The 17,522-nt window shown below is 57.7% G+C and carries 16 protein-coding genes and 6 tRNA genes; 18 read left to right on the top strand and 4 right to left on the bottom strand.

Annotated elements, in window-relative coordinates; genetic code table 11:
- The 17 genes from U9R25_15175 to U9R25_15095 all read left to right on the top strand — a co-directional run.
- On the top strand, positions 1 to 200 hold a 200-nt coding region (locus U9R25_15175; protein MEA3337241.1), incomplete at its 5' end, for a hypothetical protein.
- The gene (locus tag U9R25_15170) at positions 152 to 1,741 is read left to right on the top strand and encodes a glycosyltransferase family 39 protein (protein MEA3337240.1); all 1,590 of its coding nucleotides are present in this window, start codon (positions 152 to 154) and stop codon (positions 1,739 to 1,741) included. The genes U9R25_15175 and U9R25_15170, both read left to right, overlap by 49 nt.
- 273 nt (positions 1,742 to 2,014) lie before the next feature.
- On the top strand, positions 2,015 to 3,457 hold the full coding sequence (gene tig, locus U9R25_15165; protein MEA3337239.1) for a trigger factor: 1,443 nt from the start codon (positions 2,015 to 2,017) through the stop codon (positions 3,455 to 3,457).
- 59 nt (positions 3,458 to 3,516) lie between these two features.
- Complete coding sequence (locus tag U9R25_15160; GenBank protein ID MEA3337238.1) at positions 3,517 to 4,221, top strand: ATP-dependent Clp protease proteolytic subunit; 705 nt, start codon at positions 3,517 to 3,519, stop codon at positions 4,219 to 4,221.
- A 6-nt stretch (positions 4,222 to 4,227) separates the two neighbouring features.
- The gene (gene clpX / locus U9R25_15155; protein MEA3337237.1) at positions 4,228 to 5,499 is read left to right on the top strand and encodes an ATP-dependent Clp protease ATP-binding subunit ClpX; all 1,272 of its coding nucleotides are present in this window, start codon (positions 4,228 to 4,230) and stop codon (positions 5,497 to 5,499) included.
- Positions 5,500 to 5,544: 45 nt separating this feature from the next.
- Positions 5,545 to 6,534, top strand: a complete 990-nt coding sequence (locus U9R25_15150) for a hypothetical protein (GenBank protein MEA3337236.1) — start codon at positions 5,545 to 5,547, stop codon at positions 6,532 to 6,534.
- A gap of 54 nt (positions 6,535 to 6,588) precedes the next feature.
- Positions 6,589 to 8,217, top strand: coding sequence for a LysM peptidoglycan-binding domain-containing protein (locus tag U9R25_15145; GenBank protein MEA3337235.1), 1,629 nt, complete (start codon positions 6,589 to 6,591; stop codon positions 8,215 to 8,217).
- Between the two features lie 25 nt (positions 8,218 to 8,242).
- Positions 8,243 to 9,529 (top strand): gephyrin-like molybdotransferase Glp, encoded by a 1,287-nt coding sequence (gene glp, locus U9R25_15140; GenBank protein MEA3337234.1) that lies wholly within the window; start codon positions 8,243 to 8,245, stop codon positions 9,527 to 9,529.
- Positions 9,522 to 10,037, top strand: coding sequence for a cyclic pyranopterin monophosphate synthase MoaC (moaC, locus tag U9R25_15135; GenBank protein ID MEA3337233.1), 516 nt, complete (start codon positions 9,522 to 9,524; stop codon positions 10,035 to 10,037). The genes glp and moaC overlap by 8 nt, the downstream gene beginning before the upstream one ends.
- The gene (locus U9R25_15130; protein ID MEA3337232.1) at positions 10,016 to 10,759 is read left to right on the top strand and encodes a MoaD family protein; all 744 of its coding nucleotides are present in this window, start codon (positions 10,016 to 10,018) and stop codon (positions 10,757 to 10,759) included. Before moaC ends, U9R25_15130 begins: the two co-directional genes overlap by 22 nt.
- Positions 10,760 to 11,546: 787 nt before the next feature.
- Positions 11,547 to 11,629, top strand: a tRNA-Leu gene (locus U9R25_15125).
- Between the two features lie 22 nt (positions 11,630 to 11,651).
- A tRNA-Ala gene (locus tag U9R25_15120) sits at positions 11,652 to 11,723 on the top strand.
- 60 nt (positions 11,724 to 11,783) lie between these two features.
- Positions 11,784 to 11,855: transfer RNA gene (locus U9R25_15115), tRNA-Gly, on the top strand.
- Between the two features lie 69 nt (positions 11,856 to 11,924).
- Positions 11,925 to 11,997 (top strand) — tRNA-Phe (locus U9R25_15110).
- A gap of 255 nt (positions 11,998 to 12,252) precedes the next feature.
- Positions 12,253 to 12,323 (top strand) — tRNA-Gln (locus U9R25_15105).
- A gap of 50 nt (positions 12,324 to 12,373) precedes the next feature.
- Positions 12,374 to 12,449 (top strand) — tRNA-His (locus U9R25_15100).
- A gap of 99 nt (positions 12,450 to 12,548) precedes the next feature.
- Entirely contained in the window at positions 12,549 to 13,061 is a 513-nt protein-coding gene (locus U9R25_15095) for an HNH endonuclease (protein MEA3337231.1), read from the top strand.
- A 229-nt stretch (positions 13,062 to 13,290) separates the two neighbouring features.
- Here U9R25_15095 and sfsA read toward each other — a convergent pair whose 3' ends face one another.
- Together sfsA and U9R25_15085 are read right to left on the bottom strand one after the other, a co-directional pair.
- Positions 13,291 to 13,989 (bottom strand): DNA/RNA nuclease SfsA, encoded by a 699-nt coding sequence (gene sfsA / locus U9R25_15090; GenBank protein MEA3337230.1) that lies wholly within the window; start codon positions 13,987 to 13,989, stop codon positions 13,291 to 13,293.
- Positions 13,986 to 15,374 (bottom strand): hypothetical protein, encoded by a 1,389-nt coding sequence (locus U9R25_15085; protein MEA3337229.1) that lies wholly within the window; start codon positions 15,372 to 15,374, stop codon positions 13,986 to 13,988. The genes sfsA and U9R25_15085 overlap by 4 nt, the downstream gene beginning before the upstream one ends.
- A gap of 25 nt (positions 15,375 to 15,399) precedes the next feature.
- Between U9R25_15085 and U9R25_15080 the strand changes: the two genes are divergently transcribed.
- The gene (locus U9R25_15080) at positions 15,400 to 15,837 is read left to right on the top strand and encodes a thioesterase family protein (protein ID MEA3337228.1); all 438 of its coding nucleotides are present in this window, start codon (positions 15,400 to 15,402) and stop codon (positions 15,835 to 15,837) included.
- 188 nt (positions 15,838 to 16,025) lie between these two features.
- On the opposite strand, the gene U9R25_15075 is transcribed toward U9R25_15080, so the two are convergent.
- Positions 16,026 to 16,496 (bottom strand): hypothetical protein, encoded by a 471-nt coding sequence (locus U9R25_15075; GenBank protein MEA3337227.1) that lies wholly within the window; start codon positions 16,494 to 16,496, stop codon positions 16,026 to 16,028.
- The gene (locus tag U9R25_15070; protein MEA3337226.1) at positions 16,493 to 17,515 is read right to left on the bottom strand and encodes a helix-turn-helix transcriptional regulator; all 1,023 of its coding nucleotides are present in this window, start codon (positions 17,513 to 17,515) and stop codon (positions 16,493 to 16,495) included. The genes U9R25_15075 and U9R25_15070 overlap by 4 nt, the downstream gene beginning before the upstream one ends.
- Positions 17,516 to 17,522: the final 7 nt, after the last annotated feature.

Below are 17,522 nucleotides of genomic sequence, written 5' to 3'. Positions count from 1 at the left end.
TGGTCTTCTGGAAGCTGACCGCCGTCTGCGGTCTGTCGTCTGCGGTCTTCTGGAAGCTGACCGCCGTCTGCGGTCTGTCGTCTGCGGTCTTCTGGAAGCTGACCGCCGTCTGCGGTCTGCCGTCCGCGGTCTTCTGGAAGCGGTTTCGACAATGGCAGTACTCTTCCCGGAAAGCGGAATCGATCGAAAACCCTCATTGAGCCAAACCGGTCGTTGGTTTGATCTTCTGGTTCTGCTCTTGTTTTTCCTGACAGTTGGTTTTCTTCGTGTGCCTGCCTTTGAGCAGTCTGTGGTAGACTGGGATGAGAGTATTTACCTGCTGATGTCCCGCGGTATGCTGGAGGGCCATCTGCCCTACACCGCGGTTTGGGATCACAAGCCACCAGGCATTTACCTGCTGTTTGCGCTGGCGCAGCTTCTTTTTGGCCGCTCCATCGTTGCGATTCGCGTCCTGACATGGTTGGCAGTCACTGCTTCCTGCTTTCTCCTGTACAAGTTCGGAAAAGATCGATTTCACAATGGGTGGTCAGGAATCCTGGCTGGCCTGCTATATGCCGCTTTCAGCCTGCAGAACGGTGGATTGGCGGCTAACAGTGAAGTCCTCTTTGCACCATTTGTGATTCTGGGATTCTATTTGCTTTGGCAAACCGTTGCCTTCGACCAGCCCACTGGATCGAACGGCGGCCGCACCATTTTGTTGGCGGGCCTTGCCTTGGGGGTGGCTCTGCAAATCAAATATGCGGTGATCTATGATCTCATCGCAGCCCTGATGCTGTTGGCGATAACAGGGGCGCGCAAGCGGTATCCAGTTCGTGACGTGCTGTATGGTGCTGTGACGCTGTTGGCAGGGGTGTTGATCCCCATGGCTGTCGTGGTTCTGACTTTCCTGCTATCGGGACACCTGCCTGAGTACGTGGATGCTACAATCCTGGCAAATTTACGCTACAATGCGCTGGCAATTTTCTCGCTCACGGAGTTGGGCAGCACGCTCAGCGCCCAGTTGAGACACAACTTTGTTCTTTGGGGGTCCCTGCTGTTGCTGCCTATGGTGCTTTTTGTGACGGCCAAAGCCCGACAGGAATGCAGGCTGAATCTTCTGCTTCTCTGCGTTTGGTTGGCCATCGATCTTATGGGGATTCTTCTCGCGAGACGCTACTTCTGGCACTATTTTCTTCAGTTGTTGCCCCCGCTCTGTCTGATCGTGAGCATCCTGTTCACGGAAATTCTGGCATGGACAACCGGCTCAACCCATAAGTCCAGACTGGTCGGATTCGGGCTGCTGGCTCTGCTCGCCATGGGCGTCATTCTGCCCCTTTGGCGGCCTGTGACGAGCTCTGTAGATTCTGTACTCTTTGCGCTCGGCAGAGGGGAACGAGTCGACGAACCTGCTTACATCGGCAGCTACCTTCGGGACAGGCTCGAACCGGGGCAGACCGTGTATGTGGCCGACTACGAACCTGTTATCTACTTTCTGGCAGGTGTGGAGGCCCCGACTCGCTATGTTTTGCCTCGTTTGCTGACCGATGAAGCCCTCGCGGCTGTCGCGGGAATCGATCCATCCAGTGAGCTGGCTCGCATAATGCGCGGAAAACCGGCCTACGTGGTGCTGTTGGAGAAGGATCGCGATGCATCCCGGTTCCACAGCGAGCTTCATGGTTATCTGGACCGGGACTACGTCGTAGACAGGGTAGTCCGGGATGCAACCCTTTTTCGCAGACAGGACCAGGGCGGGCGGAAATGAACCGCAGCACTGTCCTGAGCGTAGCCGAAGGGATAAATGCCGATAAACGCTGATCAATCCAAAAAAGATCAGCGAAAATCAGCGGTGAAATCAGAACAATCACAACCGAAGCTGAAGCCTGGACTCCATCGCATATTTGGAATTGCTGTTTTCTGTTCCGCAGCTTGGGGCATTTTTCGGATGTATGCTATAATTCGTGCCAGAAAGAACGGAGTGCCGGGCGCAGTTTGCCGCGTCCGGCTCTTTGTTAATTGAAAGGAGAAAATCAAAGTTTTGAAGATCACAACCGAACCTTTGGAGCATTGCCAGATTCTGATGAGCATCGAGCCCGACGAAGAACAGGTCAATCAGGCACTTCGTCAGGCTGCACGCAAGATTTCCAGGGAGTACCAGATACCTGGGTTCCGCAAGGGAAAGGCGCCTTATTCGGCCGTCGTGCGCACCTACGGCAAAGAGGTCCTCATCGAGCAGGTCGCCGAGGATTTGGGCGACAAGGTGTATGAACAGGCACTGGAGGAATCGGGGCTGAAGCCTATCGCCCCGGGTTCGATGGACGACATAACCCTTAATCCTCTGGTTTACAAGGTTATCCTGCCCATGCCTCCCGAGGTTGACCTGGGAGACTATCGGACAATCCGCGTCGAGCGACCGAAAGTCGAGGTTTCCGAAGAGGATGTCCAGGGTCAATTGGATGGGATTCAGGAGAGTTTCTCCGAGTGGGTCCCGGTCGAGGATGAACCAGCCACCATTGGCCACATGATCACAATGGCGCTGGTGGGATCTGACGGCGGCGGGACCTTCGTCGAGGATGATGCGTTTGAACTGATTTTGCAGGAGGAGAGAGAGGACTTTCCGCCCGGCTTTGATCAGAAGTTCGTGGACCTGAAGGCTGGCGAAAATGTCGAGTTCGATATCGATTATCCCGAGGACTGGTCTGGTGACAGAGCGGGTGTCTCAGCGCATTTCGTCGCGGAGGTCCATAGCGTGAAGCGGCACGATGTCCCTGAGATCGATGATGGCCTGGCACCGCTGGTTGGAGACTACGATACCCTTGAAGAGCTGACGGAAGCCATTCGCGAGGGTTTGCTTGAACAGCGACAGCAGGTTGCTGACAGCACACATGCTAACGCTGTAATGGAGGCCTTCGTCGAGGCGGCAGAGAAGCTGGACTTCCCTCCCGTGCTGGCCGAGGAAATGAAAGACCAACTGGCTCGGGAACAGGCCGATGAACTTCAGCGTTCCGGGTTACCCCTCAACGAATACCTGCGGCTGACAAGTCAGACTCAGGAACAGTTCCGTGAACAGCTTAGCGGAGTCGCTGAAATGCGATTGCAGAGTGATCTGGTGCTCGACAAGCTGGTGGAAGCCGAGGGCCTGGAGGTCAGCGATGAGGAGTTGGAGGAGTACAGGACTGAGTTGATCGAATCCTCCAACGACGCGCAAGGTATCATCGAGATGCTGGACTCCGAAGGGGGGCGCTCCGCAATGCGCCGGCAGATCCTGCGTCGCAAGTCGATAGACCGGCTGTTGGCCATTGCTGATGGTACGGCATTGGACGAGCCAGCTCCCATTAGCGGCGATCAGTCATCTGAGGAAGATGCGCTGGTAGAAGAGGAAGAAACGCCGGTTGCGACCGCCGAAATCGAAGAGGAAGATTCGGCAGATGCAGCACAGGACACACAGGATGAGGAAGAGGAAGAAGCCGAAACCAACTAGCCGGCCTGTCCGTTCCTGGCGGGTCGACACCTTTTTTGAATTCTTGCGTGAGGAGAGTTATGAGCGATAGACTGCCAGAATCGCTGGTGCCGATGGTGATTGAGACTACGGCGCGCGGCGAACGAGCTTACGATATATATTCACTGTTGCTTCGGGAACGCATTATCTTTTTGGGCACCCCCATTTCCGATCAGATCGCCAACTTGATTGTCGCCCAGTTGCTTTATCTTAGCCGGGAGGATCCGGAGCGCGACATCCAGGTTTACATCAATACGCCGGGTGGTTCGGTGTATGCCGGTCTTGCTATCTACGATGCGATGCAGATGGTGCCTGCGCCCGTGAGTACCTGGGCGGTGGGCGTCACAGCCAGCATGGGTACCGTGCTTCTGGCTGCGGGCGATCCCGGCAAACGCTTCGCTTTGCCCCATGCCACGATTCACATGCATCCGGCTGGCGGCGGTGCGCAGGGCTACACGCCCGATGTGCGCATCCAGTACAAAGAGCTGGAGCGCGTCCAGACCCAGCTGTTCAATATCCTTTCCAGGCATTCGGGCCAGGCTGTTGAACAGATCGAAGCGGACTTTGATCGCGATCGCTGGATGACGGCTCTCGAAGCCAAGGACTACGGCCTTGTCGACGAGGTGGTCGGCGATACCAGTGGCATCGTCAAAGTCCTTCAGGACGAAGGCGAAGCCGAAGGTAAAGCCAAAGCTGAAGCTGAAGCTGAAGCCAAAGACGAAGCCAAAGACGAAGGCGAAGAATAAAGGCCTATGACTACATGCTCTTTCTGCCAGCGCACCGAAGAAGAGGTCACCCGGCTAATCCAGGGACCTGACGATGTCTACATCTGCGACCAGTGCGTGGATCTATGTGCTGAGATCCTGCAGGAAGAGCAGCCTGTCGGTGATTCAGAAGGGCAACTGCCCTTGGAACGGGTTCCCTTGCCCAAGGAGATAGTCGAGCGCCTGGATCAGTATGTCGTTGGCCAGGACCAGGCAAAAAAGGTTCTGGCCGTCGCTGTTTACAATCACTATAAGCGCATTGCCTCCGGCACGCTTTTCACCGATGTCGAACTTCAGAAAAGCAATATCCTGTTGATTGGGCCAACCGGATGTGGCAAGACCTTGCTGGCCCAGACCCTGGCTCGTATCCTGGACGTTCCCTTTACGATTGCAGACGCTACCAACCTTACCGAGGCGGGTTACGTCGGGGAGGACGTGGAGAACGTTTTGGTTGGTCTGCTGCATGCCTCTGAATGGAATATCGACCGCGCCAGGATGGGGATCGTCTATATTGACGAGATCGATAAGATCGCGCGCAAGCAGGGCGACAATCCCTCTATCACCCGCGATGTGTCAGGTGAGGGGGTGCAGCAGGCGCTGCTCAGGATGGTCGAAGGCGCCGTGATAAACGTTCCACCTCAGGGTGGGCGGAAACACCCCTCCCAGGAGTATATCAAGCTCGATACCAAGAACATTTTGTTCGTTTGCGGCGGCGCTTTTTCTGATCTGGAAGAAGTGGTCGCTCGCCGCGTGGAAGGTCCAAGCCGCATGGGCTTTGGAGCCAGCGGCAAGAAGCGGCTTGACCCCGAACAACAAAAAGCCGATCTGTTACGCAAAGTTATCGCTGACGACCTGATGAAATATGGCTTGATCCCTGAATTCGTTGGACGATTGCCGGTGAACGTCAGCGTCGACCCATTGGACAAGGATGCCCTTGTCTTGATCCTTACGGAACCGAGACACGCGCTGGTAAAACAGTATCAACGGCTTTTCAGCCTCGACGAGGTGGAATTGATCTTCACTCCTGATGCCCTGGAGGCGGTGGCTGAAGAGGCCATCAAACTGAAGACCGGTGCCCGGGGCTTACGTACCATCCTGGAGTCCGTGCTACTTGAAGTGATGTACGAGATTCCCTCTTGCCCTGAGGTAATAAAGTGTGTCATCAACGCCGATACCATCATGCAGCGCAGCCAGCCGGTGCTTCTGGCGGAAGGTGATCGGGCGATAGTTTGGGGCCAGGCATTGCAAGATACAGGGTGAGTTCGGTCGAATTCTTTCCTCTCTTCTCCCGGCAATCCTCGATATATGATCATCGTCAACGAGTCTCAATGTCAGGCCATCGGCAGGGAACTGCGTGAACAATCTGTTCGGCCTGACGAATATCTGTTTGTCCCGGCCGATCTGGCTGAGTCCCGGCGCGAGGCCAACTACTGGACCTTCGTGATTGCCATCTGCCAGCATACCAAGAGCCTGGATGGCACAATCGATGGACGGTGGTGCCGCGGCTGGGACTACCTGGTTCGTGCCACGCGACGGGTTGTCGATGAGATGTCATCGGCCGAGGCGATGGCGCGTATCGACAGGGACCGCCTGCGAGCCATACTCTCCGATGATTTTGACCCCGGCAATGCTACCGTGGATCGCGTGGACGAACGGCTGCGACAGCTTCACGAGGTGGCTGAAGTTCTCAACGAGACCTACGATGGCCAGGCGATGGCGCTCTTTCAGCAGGCCGGTGGCCGTATCGAGGGTGACGGCGGTATCTTCGACAGGCTAAGGCAAATCCCTGCCTTCAGCGATCCCCTGGATAAAAAGGCCCAGCTATTGGTGGGCCAGCTGGATGCCGCCGGTGTCTGGTCTCTCGCAGATCCGGAGAATCTGAAAGTGTGCATGGACTATCATGCCATGCGCGTGGCGCTGCGGTCGGGAATCGTTGAGGTTATCGACCCCGGTTTGCGGATTGCCTTGTTGCAGCAGGCATTGGTGCCGGGTGCAATCAACCATGCCGTGCGTGCAGCGGTCTCCGATGCCTGTGATCGGGTCATTGTTCACAGCGGGGTAACTGTCTTTGAATTCGATAAATGGATCTGGCACCTGGGCCGCAGTTGCTGTTTCTACGATCATGAGCCTATCTGTGGCCAACAAACCTGCCAAAAAATGGATCGATGCACCTACATTCAGGCGATCGACTATGATTGCCCGGGCAGGTGTTCCCTGGACGGCGTATGCAAAGGCAGCAGAGATGATGGCTACCGGGCTTTCTGGGAAACCAATGTTTATACTGAATTCTATTAGGACCATGATTGAGGCGACAAAGGTCCTGACTCTACCCGGTCTTCACCTCCCATCGTGAAAATACGACCTGTATTCTGGTTGATACCAGCGGCTATTCTCCTTGTTGGCGCAGCTTTCTTTGCGACTGGCGGCTTTGGCCTGCTGCGCGCTTCAGCCCCGGAAAGCGGCGCCTCCCCGGTTGTCGAAGTGGCCGGGTCGGTCGCCGAAACGGTCGGCACGCCGTTAGCCATGGGCGCGCCCCGGGAACAGATCCCAACCAGGGCTGCCAATGTTGCCGCCACACCGACCGCCAGCCTGACGGCTAAACCGACTGCCCTCGAGGAGACCGGACCGGCTGAAGCGGCGCAGCTCCCTGTGGTTGCCAACACAGCGACTCCCGGCCCCACGGTGGCACCGGATGTGGCAACTGAGTTCACCAGCGTTCGGCCAGGCCAGGTTCTTGGCAGCATTGCCGCTCGCTACGGGGTCGCCATGAACAAGATAGTCGAATACAGCAACATCGAAGACCCCGATTTTCTATCGCTGGGTCAAGGGCTGATTGTTCCCCACAAAACTGATCGGATGACGCCCGATGAAGTTCTCTTGCCCGACAGTGAACTGGTTTTCGGTCCTGCCTACGTCGATTTCGACCTGGAGAAGTTCATCGAACAGCAGGGAGGCTACCTCTCCCAATTTTCCATGTCCGGGCTCAACGGCGAGGAATGGGGGGCAGCCGATGTGATTGAACGGGTCGCACTGCGCTATAGTGTCGGCCCCAGGGTGCTTCTTTCCGTGATGGAGTCGCGCAGTGGCTGGGTGACCGATCCCGCTCCCGAAGGACTGGCTCTTGACTATCCCCTTGGCCACTACGGCGGAGCCCCTGGATTGCTTTCTCAGCTCGAGTGGACCGCCAACGAGTTGAATCGTGGGTACTATGGTTGGCAGGATCGCGGGGAGACAGCCATGCGTTCCAAGGATGGCAACATTGCCCGGGGTGCGCCAGGCCTGAACCCAGCTACTGTGGCAGTGCAGCGGGTTCTGGCCGCCGATTCGGACTGGAACGATCTGGAGAGCGAACTCGCTCGATTCTCGGACACGTACCAGCGCCTTTTTGGCGATCCCATGGCTCTGGACACCGGGCCTGTGCAACCTGCCCTGGATTCCCAACCCCAAATGCAATTGCCCTTTAGCGCCGCCGAGTGGTGGTATCTGACCGGTGGCCCCCATGGTGGCTGGGGCAGTGGCAGCGGATGGTCCGCGCTCGACTTCGTGCCCCACGATGCCGGTATAGGCAACTGTTTTCCGGCGGACTCCTGGGCTGTGGCGGTAGCGCCCGGTGTGGTTGCGCGCAACGACAGCGGTGAGATTTTGCTCGATCTGGACGGCGATGGCGATGCGCGGACTGGCTGGGTGCTTCAATATCTGCACATCACCGATCGAGTCGCCGAGGGAGACCTTCTGGAGACGGGTGATCGGGTCGGCCGTCCCTCCTGCGAAGGGGGCGCCGCTGAAAGCACTCATCTCCACATCAGCCGGCGTTACAATGGCCTGTGGGTAGCTGCTGACGGCCCCGTTCCGTTCGTGATGGATGGCTGGCAGGCCTGGGGCGATTTCGAGTACGACGGCGGCTTGCTGAAAGCGGGCGAACCTGCCCGAGAGGCCTGTAATTGCCGCGACCGTTTGCGCAACGGCCTGAGCTGGTAATCTTCCTGCATAGTATCACAGCACAATGCGCGAATCACTCTACCCCATGGTGCCGGTCCAGGAGGCGCTTTCCATAATTCTGCATCATGCCCAGCCCTTGCCGGTGATCGATCTTTCGCTCGAAAAAGCGCTGGGCATGGTACTGGCAGAGGATGTCCGTTCATCCCGGGCGTTGCCTCCGTTTGATGCCGCCGTCGTGGACGGTTTTGCCTTGCGTGTGCAGGATGGCTACCGATCGCGCCGGCTGATCGGCGAGCAGATGGCCGGCAGGGTAACTGATCTGGTGGTTGAGCCGGATACTGCAGTGCGTATCACCACGGGCGCGCCGTTGCCAGCCGGGGCAGATGCCGTTGTCAAGGTGGAGGAGGCCGACGAGTTGCAGGGACTCGTTACTCCCTTCAAGCGTGAACAACTGGCGCCTGGCCTTGGTATTCGCAGGATGGGTAGCGACGTTCAGGCGGACGCCCTGCTCTTGCCTGCCGGCACGGTCCTGGACCCAACCCGCCTCGGGGTGGTGGCATCGGTGGGGCAATGCATCGTTTCAGTATGCCGGCGCCCGGTGGTGGGCGTCTTCTCCACCGGTGACGAACTGGAGAATCCAGGGCAGCCTCTGGGTCCGGGCCAGGTATGGGACAGCAATCGTACGACCTTGTTGGCTATGGTGAGGCAGGCCGGCGGCGATCCGCTTGATCTGGGAATCATCCGGGATCGACCTGGCGATCTGGAGAATGCATTGGCCAACGGACTGGAGCTGGCCGATCTGCTGGTGACCTCGGGCGGGGTCAGCATGGGTGAACTGGACCTGTTGAAACCGTTGTTGCAGCAGTGGGGAGAGGTGCATTTTGGACGGGTGCTCATGAAACCTGGCAAGCCCTTGACCTTCGCGACGGTGGCGCCGCCGGGCAAAAGCCCTGGTGCCATCGAGCGCCCCGTTTTTGCTCTGCCGGGCAATCCGGTTTCGGCATCGGTTACCTTCCAACTCTTTGTGGGCCCTGCCATTCGGCGTATGATGGGCCATGCCAGTGCAGGAGCAGGACTGCCCCTTGTATCAGCGGTGTTGGGCCATCCCTTCACACTGGATCCAGAGCGCCCCGAGTATCACCGGGTTATCTTGCAGCGGCACGGAAACCGATTTGTTGCCCGATCCACCGGTAGCCAGGCCTCCAGCCGGTTGCTTTCCATCACCGGTGCCCACGGCCTGCTGTTACTGGAACAGGCAGATGGGACGCTTCCGGCCGGAACCGAAAGGCCTGTGCTGGTCTTCGACGACATCTGGCTTCGAACTGAAGTAAGTGGGAATAATCATGACTGATGTGCCAAACGAATCCGATCACACCAGGGATGGCTTGACTCATCTCGATGACGAGGGGACGGCTCGCATGGTAGATGTCGGCCACAAGAACGACACCCAGCGGGTGGCCGTGGCTCGTGGTGAGGTGCACCTGGCTCCTGAGACCCTGGCCGCCATCCGGCGCGGCGATTCTGCCAAGGGTGATGTGCTGGGCACCGCCCGGCTGGCTGGCATCATGGCCGCCAAACGCACGTCGGAGTTAATTCCTCTCTGTCATCCGCTGTTGTTGAGCCAGATTGAGGTGGACATAACAGCGGATGCGCCTGGCAGCAGGTTGATCATTACGGGGACCGTGCGTTGCCGCGGCACAACCGGGGTAGAAATGGAAGCGCTGACCGCAGTTTCGGTAGCTGCTTTGACAATCTACGACATGGCCAAGGCCCTGGACAGGGGCATGGTGATCGATAGAATCCGGCTGCTGGAGAAACGGGGTGGAAAGAGCGGCACATGGCGAGCGAAACAATCATGAGCGACAGGATCAATGTGCGAGTGCGGTTTTTTGCCGCCTTGAAAACGGCAACGGGCGAGTCCGAACGTAAGCTGGATATCCCGGCTGGAACCACGGTCAAAGAGTTGACAGAGCGTCTGGGTGATATCTACCCCTCGCTCCCGGGGGCTTCCGGCGCGGTCTATGCGGCGGTGAACCGGGCCTATGTGGGGGAAAACACCGAACTGGCCGATGGTGACGAGGTAGCTCTTTTCCCGCCGGTCAGCGGCGGTGTCGGCGAAACGGTCAAACTATTCGAAATCACCACGGAACCCCTTTCTCTCGATGAAGTGGCCAGCCGGGTTTCCGAGGCCTCCCGCGGCGCGATTACCCTGTTCTCTGGCGTTGTCCGCGGAAAGACCGGGGAATTGATCACAGATCATCTGGAGTATGAGGCATACGCCGAGATGGCCGAAGAAATGTTGGCCGGGATTGGTGCCCAGGTCATGGCACAGTGGCCTCAGGTGGCGGCGGTGAGTATCGTTCACCGGGTGGGGCGGCTGGAGATCGGTGAAACCAGCGTGGTTATTGCCGTCGCAGCGGCCCATCGGGCAGGCACTTTTGACGCGTGCAGTTACGCCATCGAGCGGCTGAAGTCGGTAGTGCCCATCTGGAAAAAGGAAGTTGGCAGCGATGGCCAGTGGTGGGTCGAGGGACCGACCCAGTCAAATGAAGTGGCTCCTGTGATCTCTTCTGATGTCTGATCAGCGTTCACCCTTCGGCTACGCTCAGGACACGTCTGCGTTCATCTTGCGGTCATGTTGTTTTTTGATTTCACCGCAGACCTCCGGCGCAGATCATCGCCGATCCTTTTTTTGGATTGATCATCGCCAATCTGCGTTTTTCCTTCGGCTACGCTCAGGACAGCGCTGTGGTTCATTCCTGGTGAATTGCTGGTTTTTTGACGCGGAAATTGACAATCACAGGCCCGCGTGGTATAATCTTTGACGCTGATGGCGGCAGACCTTAACAATGAAAAAGGACAAACAAGCTGGAGATCCGTCGCTGGTCATCCATTCATTGGGTGGCTAGAGGAACTTCCCGACTCCCACCATTGCTCCGGCAGTGGAAGGTTGCCTCATGAAACAGTAAGTGAGGGCACCGGGTGGAAACACCTTGGTGACTACAACCGCAACAGAAAGCAATCCCGGCGCCTGGCGGCGTCAGGGCTGAAACGGTGGCCTCGCAGAGGCGAGGGGGTCAGATGGCCCGGTAAGAGCCCACCAGCGGTGACAGTAATGGCACCGGCTAGGCGAGCGTGCAACTGGGAGCAAGGCGAGTGGGCCGGGCAACGAAAGTGGCCATCCGTCGAACGACGGTATGGGCCTCCCTTTCAAGGGCGTAGTTCGGTCTCGTCGCAGCGGCGACGGTGAGGTCGGGTCACACCCGGCAAATCAGGAGCTGCCTGGGCTGATTCAGCCCGGAGACAGATGACGGATAGAACAGAATCGGGAGTACCACCAGCTTGAATTTGATCCGCCGCCCACCCGTGCCGACGTGGCGGAATTGGCAGACGCTACAGACTTAGGATCTGTTGCCCTTTGGGCGTGGAGGTTCGAGTCCTCTCGTCGGCACCTCCGCCCGAGCAGTGTGCATGGGCCCGTGGCCTAGTGGGAAGGCGCCTCCCTTGCACGGAGGAGATCGTCGGTTCGAATCCGACCGGGTCCACCTGCAGGATCAGGTGTTCAGAGCATCTGGTTTCACAGCGGATCGATAACCATAACCCATGCGGGCGTAGTTCAGTGGTAGAACATCTCCTTGCCAAGGAGAAGGTCGTGAGTTCGAATCTCATCGCCCGCTCTGGAACATGATGGTTGATGGCAGATTGCGACAACTCGCCATTTGCCGTTAGCCATTTTTCGTTCTTGTGCCGAGATAGCTCAGTTGGTAGAGCACTTGACTGAAAATCAAGTTGTCCCCAGTTCAAGTCTGGGTCTCGGCACCTTTTTTTTGACAAAGGGTAACGTTTCTCAATCGGCGACCAGAGTATCCCTTCCCGGAATAATCCCCCCACCCTGGTGACTCTCATAACTCCACCCTCGGCCCCTTCCCGAATCGGGGAGGGGAGTTAGAATTACCGATGTTTGTTGCTTTCTTCTTGACGAAATAGCTCTTTCGCGTATAATAGGCCCGAACACAGCTTAGGGAGTTGGCCAGTTTACGGGATTCGTACTGCCGGCTTCTCTGAACGGATCCTTCGGGGATCGTCCAATGGCAGGACCGGGGACTTTGAATCCTCTAATCGTGGTTCGAATCCACGTCCCCGAGCTCTCATCGGCGGTATCGCACCGGTTGATGGTCTTGTATACAGTATTATGGTGACCATAGCTCAAACGGCAGAGCACCTGGTTGTGGCCCAGGAGGTTGCGGGTTCAAGCCCCGTTGGTCACCCCACAGCCATTCGCGACGCGCCCAGCTTCGATCCGATTCTGGGCGCCTTTTTCGTTCCGGCAACCCTGTGGTGGGCACAGGGAACGGGAGGCCATTGACTGCATGAAATCGGTATTGGTGCTGAATGCGACCTATGAGCCCTTGAGTGTCGTGTCAATCAGACGGGCTATTGTGTTACTGCTCAAGGAGAAAGCGGAACTGCTGGAGGCAGCGGAAGCCCGGTTGCGCGCCGAAAAACTGTCACTGCCCGTGCCGTTGGTCATCCGAATGGTATACTACGTGCGCATCCCGCGCCGGTTGACCTTGCCACTGTCCCGGCGCACTATCCTGGCACGTGATCAATACACCTGCCAATATTGTGGCGCAACGCCGGGCCGGGGCGATCTAACCATCGATCATGTTATGCCGCGTAGCAGGGGAGGCCGGACCGAGTGGGAGAATGTGGCTGTGGCTTGCCGCCCGTGCAACCAGCGCAAGGGGAATCGCACGCCCAGGGAGGCGCGCATGGCGCTCCGCAGAAAGCCGTATCGCCCCCGCTATGTGGCCATGGCCATGCTGGGAGAGATAGGTCAGCGGGAGGTTTGGAACAAGTATCTCTACGTTGCCGGAAAATAGCGGGGAAAAGCAAGAGAGAAAACACAAAGAGGCTGCCCGAAGGCAGCCTCTTTGCTTTTCGCGCCGTAGCATCTACTGTGAAAACAGAGGTGATGCTACGGCGCTTTGCTTACGACTTTCAATCATTAGCATCACCTCCTATGATAAGGATAGCGATTTTGGGGGCTGGTTTGTACCAGCACAGCACTATTATCCCACGAAAGAGAACTTCTGTCAAGTCCGGTTGAAATTAGAGCACTACGGGCAACGACCCGCTGATCTCGCTTCCCCGCAGCGTGACCTTGCACCGGCAGGCGTAGACCCCCACGCCCTGACTTGCGACCTCCCTCAGCGTCGACGTGAAGGTTGGGTGAGCAGTGGGATGGCAGGAAAACGTCTGTGCATCTTCGCGCTGAACGACAAACACCACCGCAGTTCGATTGCCTTGCCGGTGAAGCGACAACAATTTTCTCAGATGTCGCACGCCGCGTTCGGTAGGCGCGTCGGGGAAAAGCGCCGTTCCCTGCTGCACCAGGGTTACCGATTTGGTCTCCATCCAGCAGGCCTTGTTTTCGTCAAAGGTCAGCAGGAAATCCAATCGGCTTCGACCGGCCGTGACCTCAGATTGAATCGCTGTCGGTACGGAAAATCCCCGCAGTTTCCCCGCTCGCAGCGCTTCCGCTACCAGGTGGTTGGGCAGCCGCGCGTCCACCGCAACCAGCGTGTTCTCATATTCGACCAACGTAAGATCGCCCCAGGTCTTTCTCTGGTGAGCGGCTGAAGCAGGCCGGATCCAGACAGGTGTATCGGGCCTGAAAAGCTCACTGAGTCGGCCGGAATTGGCAACGTGTACTGACACGGTTCGGCCATCCTCCAGGCATGCTGAAGCGCGGAAGCGGTTGTCTCTTGCGATGAATCTGCCCGGCACCAGCGGCGAGTGCCATCTCATGCTCCCGAATCCTCACCGGCCGTTCCCTCCAATCGCTCCAGGGCCGCGTCCAGGTCTTCCAGATCCACCAGGCCGTCCACCAGGCGCAGAAAGGCCTGCAACGACGGACTCAACTGCCGAAGACGTTCCATCTTCGGGCCGATGGGATCAGTGGCCGCGGGACTCGTGCCGTAGCTGCCGTGGAAAGCAAAGTATGCCTGGTTCAGTACCCGCAAGGGGTATCCATGTTCGACGAAAGTCAGGCGCCTGGCCTCCATAAAGGCTTCCGCTTCCTCCACGAGACCCTGGGCCAAAAATTCATCGACTACCAGGCGTGTTGCCCTCATTTCCTGCCGAAAGTCGAACTCGTCCGGTTCTGTCCCGTCCTGCGGGTCGGGCACTTCACCGGATGGTACAGGTGGAGGAGGCAGGAGTTCAGGATAATTGGTTTCGATGACCGCGAGTCCCAACTCCTCGCCCACGATGCTGGCGACTGTCTCATTCATGGTGACCGCATCGCCACCCTGCAGGAAGGACCATCCCAGGGGATGAAAGGCAAGGTAATTGTGCACCCACTCGTGGGCGATAGTCTCCGTGGTCCAGGGAAGACCGAATCGGTTTACGATCATGGCAGGCCATGCGCCATAGCCGCCGATGCCGGTGACATAGGCAACCATGTCAAACTGTTCAGCAACCGCCTGTTCCAGCGTCTCCCGATCGGTGTTATCGAGGTCGGAAACCAGATCCACTGAGCGGATTCGCTCAATGCGATCCCGGGGGGATAGAACCAATAGCTTGGGTGGCTCGGTGAAGCTCAGCTTGGGAGGTGGCCAACCGGTGCCGACGGTGGTCAAGCCCAGGGCTCTTATCTCGCGGGCCAGTTGCGTCTCAAGAATCGTCTCAACCTCAGTCGCTCTTTCCTCGAGGCGTTCCCGAAGTTCGGCAACTTCAGCGCGGGCTTGCTCGGTTGCTGCTATTGGATCGACACCCTGGGGATCACTGAGAATCTCGTCGATCGCATCTTCCAGTTGGCCGATTCGCCGCGCGTCGACCAGATAGCCTCGTACCAGGGCGCGTTCTTCTTCTTCAGTTAGTGCTTCGTTTGAATTACGAAACACGCTGGTCAATTTGCCTGAGATTGCCTCGGCTTCCCACCGGACGAGGTCGAATCGTTGCCCGTCGGTCAGGGCATCGATGCCGCGGTCGAGGGGCGAACGCCGGGGGCGCCAATCGGCCTGTAAGAGGACAACCATGATGAGGAAGATGAGGCCGAGACCGAATATGGCCCGCCAGCTGATCCGTTTTTGTGAAGCACCTGTTTTTGCCCGGGCGGCGGTGCCAGGCTCTTTGCCTGAGATCGCATCCCGAGCTACAATGGCTTGCAGAGAATCTCTAATGTTTTGCAAGGATCGTATCCAAAGGGTATGACTTATGTCTCACAAGATCATCGACAAGACGAAGGTGCGGGTTCGCTATGCTGAAACCGACGCAATGGGCATCGTCCACCACAGCCAGTACATCGTCTGGTTCGAGGTAGGCCGCAGCAGTTACATGAGGAATTCAGGTTTCTCCTATGCCGATTTGGAAAAAGCCGGTTTCTTTTTTCGAATTGCCGAGATCGGTGCTCGTTATGGATCGCCAGCGGTCTACGACGAGTTGCTTCTGATTCGCACCTGGCTGAAAAAGCTCGACAGTCGTGGACTGACCTTCAGCTATGCCGTTGTGCGCCCAGCTGTTTCCGGCGATGTCGAAGAGGGCCAGGTGCTGGTGACAGGATTTACCCGCCTGATATGTACCGATTTCGATGGACAGATACGACGGTTGCCGCAGCAGTTCAGAGAGATCTTCGCTCCTATGGTTCAAGAGTGATGCCAACCGCTCTGTCGATAACTGCCCAGTGTCGTCATTATAGCGAATCGCTGATCGATTTACGAATCGCTAACCTGCACCCCCTGAAAAAAAACACCCTGACCCAACGACGGTTTAACTACCAAATCGTCGCCGGGTCAAGGCATTTCGATCCAAGGATTACTGAGGGGAAGTCACCAGAACCGCATTTAGGCTTCCGGCAGCCATTCACCCTCCGGATTGTCGTCCTCGCTCAATTCTTCGGACGGGTGAAACTCGCCCAGCGCTTCCCACCGATCGATCATGTGACGCTGCACGACCAGGTCGCGGTTGTCCTCCCCTGCAACCATGACGGCACCAAGGTCAGACCACACTACGGTCCCGGAGATACTCTCTCCGAAGCGGAGTTCAAAACGCACCGGGACTTGCTGCTCCATGGCGTCAACCAGGAATGAACTCAGCCGCTTTCGGCTCCATGCGTCCCGTTCAGTGAATTCTTCAAGAGGCACCTCAAAGAACTCGGCGAGTATGGTGAAGTCTGCCTCACTGCCAGTGGAGCGGTAGCGCTGCTCAATCTGCCGGTAGACGCTGGAAGAGAGCCCGCTGGTTTTTTCCATCTCATAGGGAGTCGGTCCACCCTTCAATGCCCGTAAATAACGAACATAGTCGCCTGTACTCATGCTGATTCCCCGTCCTCTTCATCCTCTTCCACGGCCGGTGCAGGATCAACCGCGTAATACGCGACTGCCAGTTTTTGCACTGTGACTTCCGGTCCCTCTGGCGTGGCTAATGTCAAGGCGTAGGGACTGAAGCCGAGCAGAGTTCCCTCCATCGGCTCGCCGTTGAAGAGCGTCAACTTGAGATTTCGTTTGTCCATCTGCACCTGCGTCAAGTAGACCAGTTCGTGCTCGTCCACCGACTCTGGCAGATATGGGCGCTGACGCTTTCCCTTGGGTTTGGGCGGCTTTCGTGTCGCCAGCAGATCCTGGCAGGTCGTCAGAAGATGAGCCGCTTCCTTGCGGGTCAACAAGCTAAGCGGCTTGCCTGCCAAGCGCATGAAATCGTCTCCGGACATATCAAGACGGACCAGCAACTTCTTCAAGTGTTCGATCTGCGTCGCCCGGGCTGGTGCGGCCTTCTGGCGACGCGGGCTCTTCTTGCGCGGCTGGCTGCGACGGTCACGATATCCAGAGCGGGATGACCTGGAAGGGGAGCGACCCCGGTTGTTGTAGGTAGGTCTCCGGTCGTAGCTGCCAGAGCCCGAATCATAGCGCGAGCCACCCTGGCGCTCGCGGTCGCTTCCGTGGGATCGGCGCTCGCTACTGCCGGAACCCGGACGGCTGCTGCCGTAGGGTTGGCTGATATCGTTCGCGTATCGTGAGTAGCTCGGCGACGAGTCGTAGCGGGACTGCCCGCGTACGTCGTCAGGAGGCTGTTGCTGCTCTTGCTGCTCTTGCTGCTCTTGGGGCTCTTGGGGCTGGGACCGGCTGGAGTTTCGCGGTGGGGGATCGGACAACTCCTTGATGTCCCACGATTCGACCTCCAGCGCCAGGGCGAGTTTTTCCAGGTCTGCCAACGGAATGGTTCGTTCGCCCAATTCGTAGGCTTTGATAAGGCCCGGGTGGATGCCGCAGCGTTTGGAAAGTTCATCGAGCGAATAACGCTTCTTGCGCCGAATTTGCCACAGGTCGGTTGCCATGTGAAGT

The sequence above is a fragment of the Chloroflexota bacterium genome, assembly GCA_034717495.1.
In the GTDB taxonomy this organism is placed as follows: Bacteria; Chloroflexota; Anaerolineae; order JAAEKA01; family JAAEKA01; genus JAYELL01.
Note: the sequence above shows the minus strand (reverse complement) of the source record. Positions and strands in the feature narration are given on the sequence as shown.

Excerpts from the sequence above, each read along its gene's own strand:
- U9R25_15170 (MEA3337240.1), top strand. The coding sequence starts at position 152 with ATGGCAGTACTCTTCCCGGAAAGCGGAATCGATCGAAAACCCTCATTG.
- U9R25_15160 (MEA3337238.1), top strand. The coding sequence starts at position 3,517 with ATGAGCGATAGACTGCCAGAATCGCTGGTGCCGATGGTGATTGAGACT.
- clpX (MEA3337237.1), top strand. The coding sequence starts at position 4,228 with ATGACTACATGCTCTTTCTGCCAGCGCACCGAAGAAGAGGTCACCCGG.
- U9R25_15150 (MEA3337236.1), top strand. The coding sequence starts at position 5,545 with ATGATCATCGTCAACGAGTCTCAATGTCAGGCCATCGGCAGGGAACTG.
- glp (MEA3337234.1), top strand. The coding sequence starts at position 8,243 with ATGCGCGAATCACTCTACCCCATGGTGCCGGTCCAGGAGGCGCTTTCC.
- moaC (MEA3337233.1), top strand. The coding sequence starts at position 9,522 with ATGACTGATGTGCCAAACGAATCCGATCACACCAGGGATGGCTTGACT.
- U9R25_15130 (MEA3337232.1), top strand. The coding sequence starts at position 10,016 with ATGGCGAGCGAAACAATCATGAGCGACAGGATCAATGTGCGAGTGCGG.
- U9R25_15095 (MEA3337231.1), top strand. The coding sequence starts at position 12,549 with ATGAAATCGGTATTGGTGCTGAATGCGACCTATGAGCCCTTGAGTGTC.
- sfsA (MEA3337230.1), bottom strand. The coding sequence starts at position 13,989 with ATGAGATGGCACTCGCCGCTGGTGCCGGGCAGATTCATCGCAAGAGAC.
- U9R25_15080 (MEA3337228.1), top strand. The coding sequence starts at position 15,400 with ATGTCTCACAAGATCATCGACAAGACGAAGGTGCGGGTTCGCTATGCT.
- U9R25_15075 (MEA3337227.1), bottom strand. The coding sequence starts at position 16,496 with ATGAGTACAGGCGACTATGTTCGTTATTTACGGGCATTGAAGGGTGGA.
- U9R25_15070 (MEA3337226.1), bottom strand. The coding sequence starts at position 17,515 with ATGGCAACCGACCTGTGGCAAATTCGGCGCAAGAAGCGTTATTCGCTC.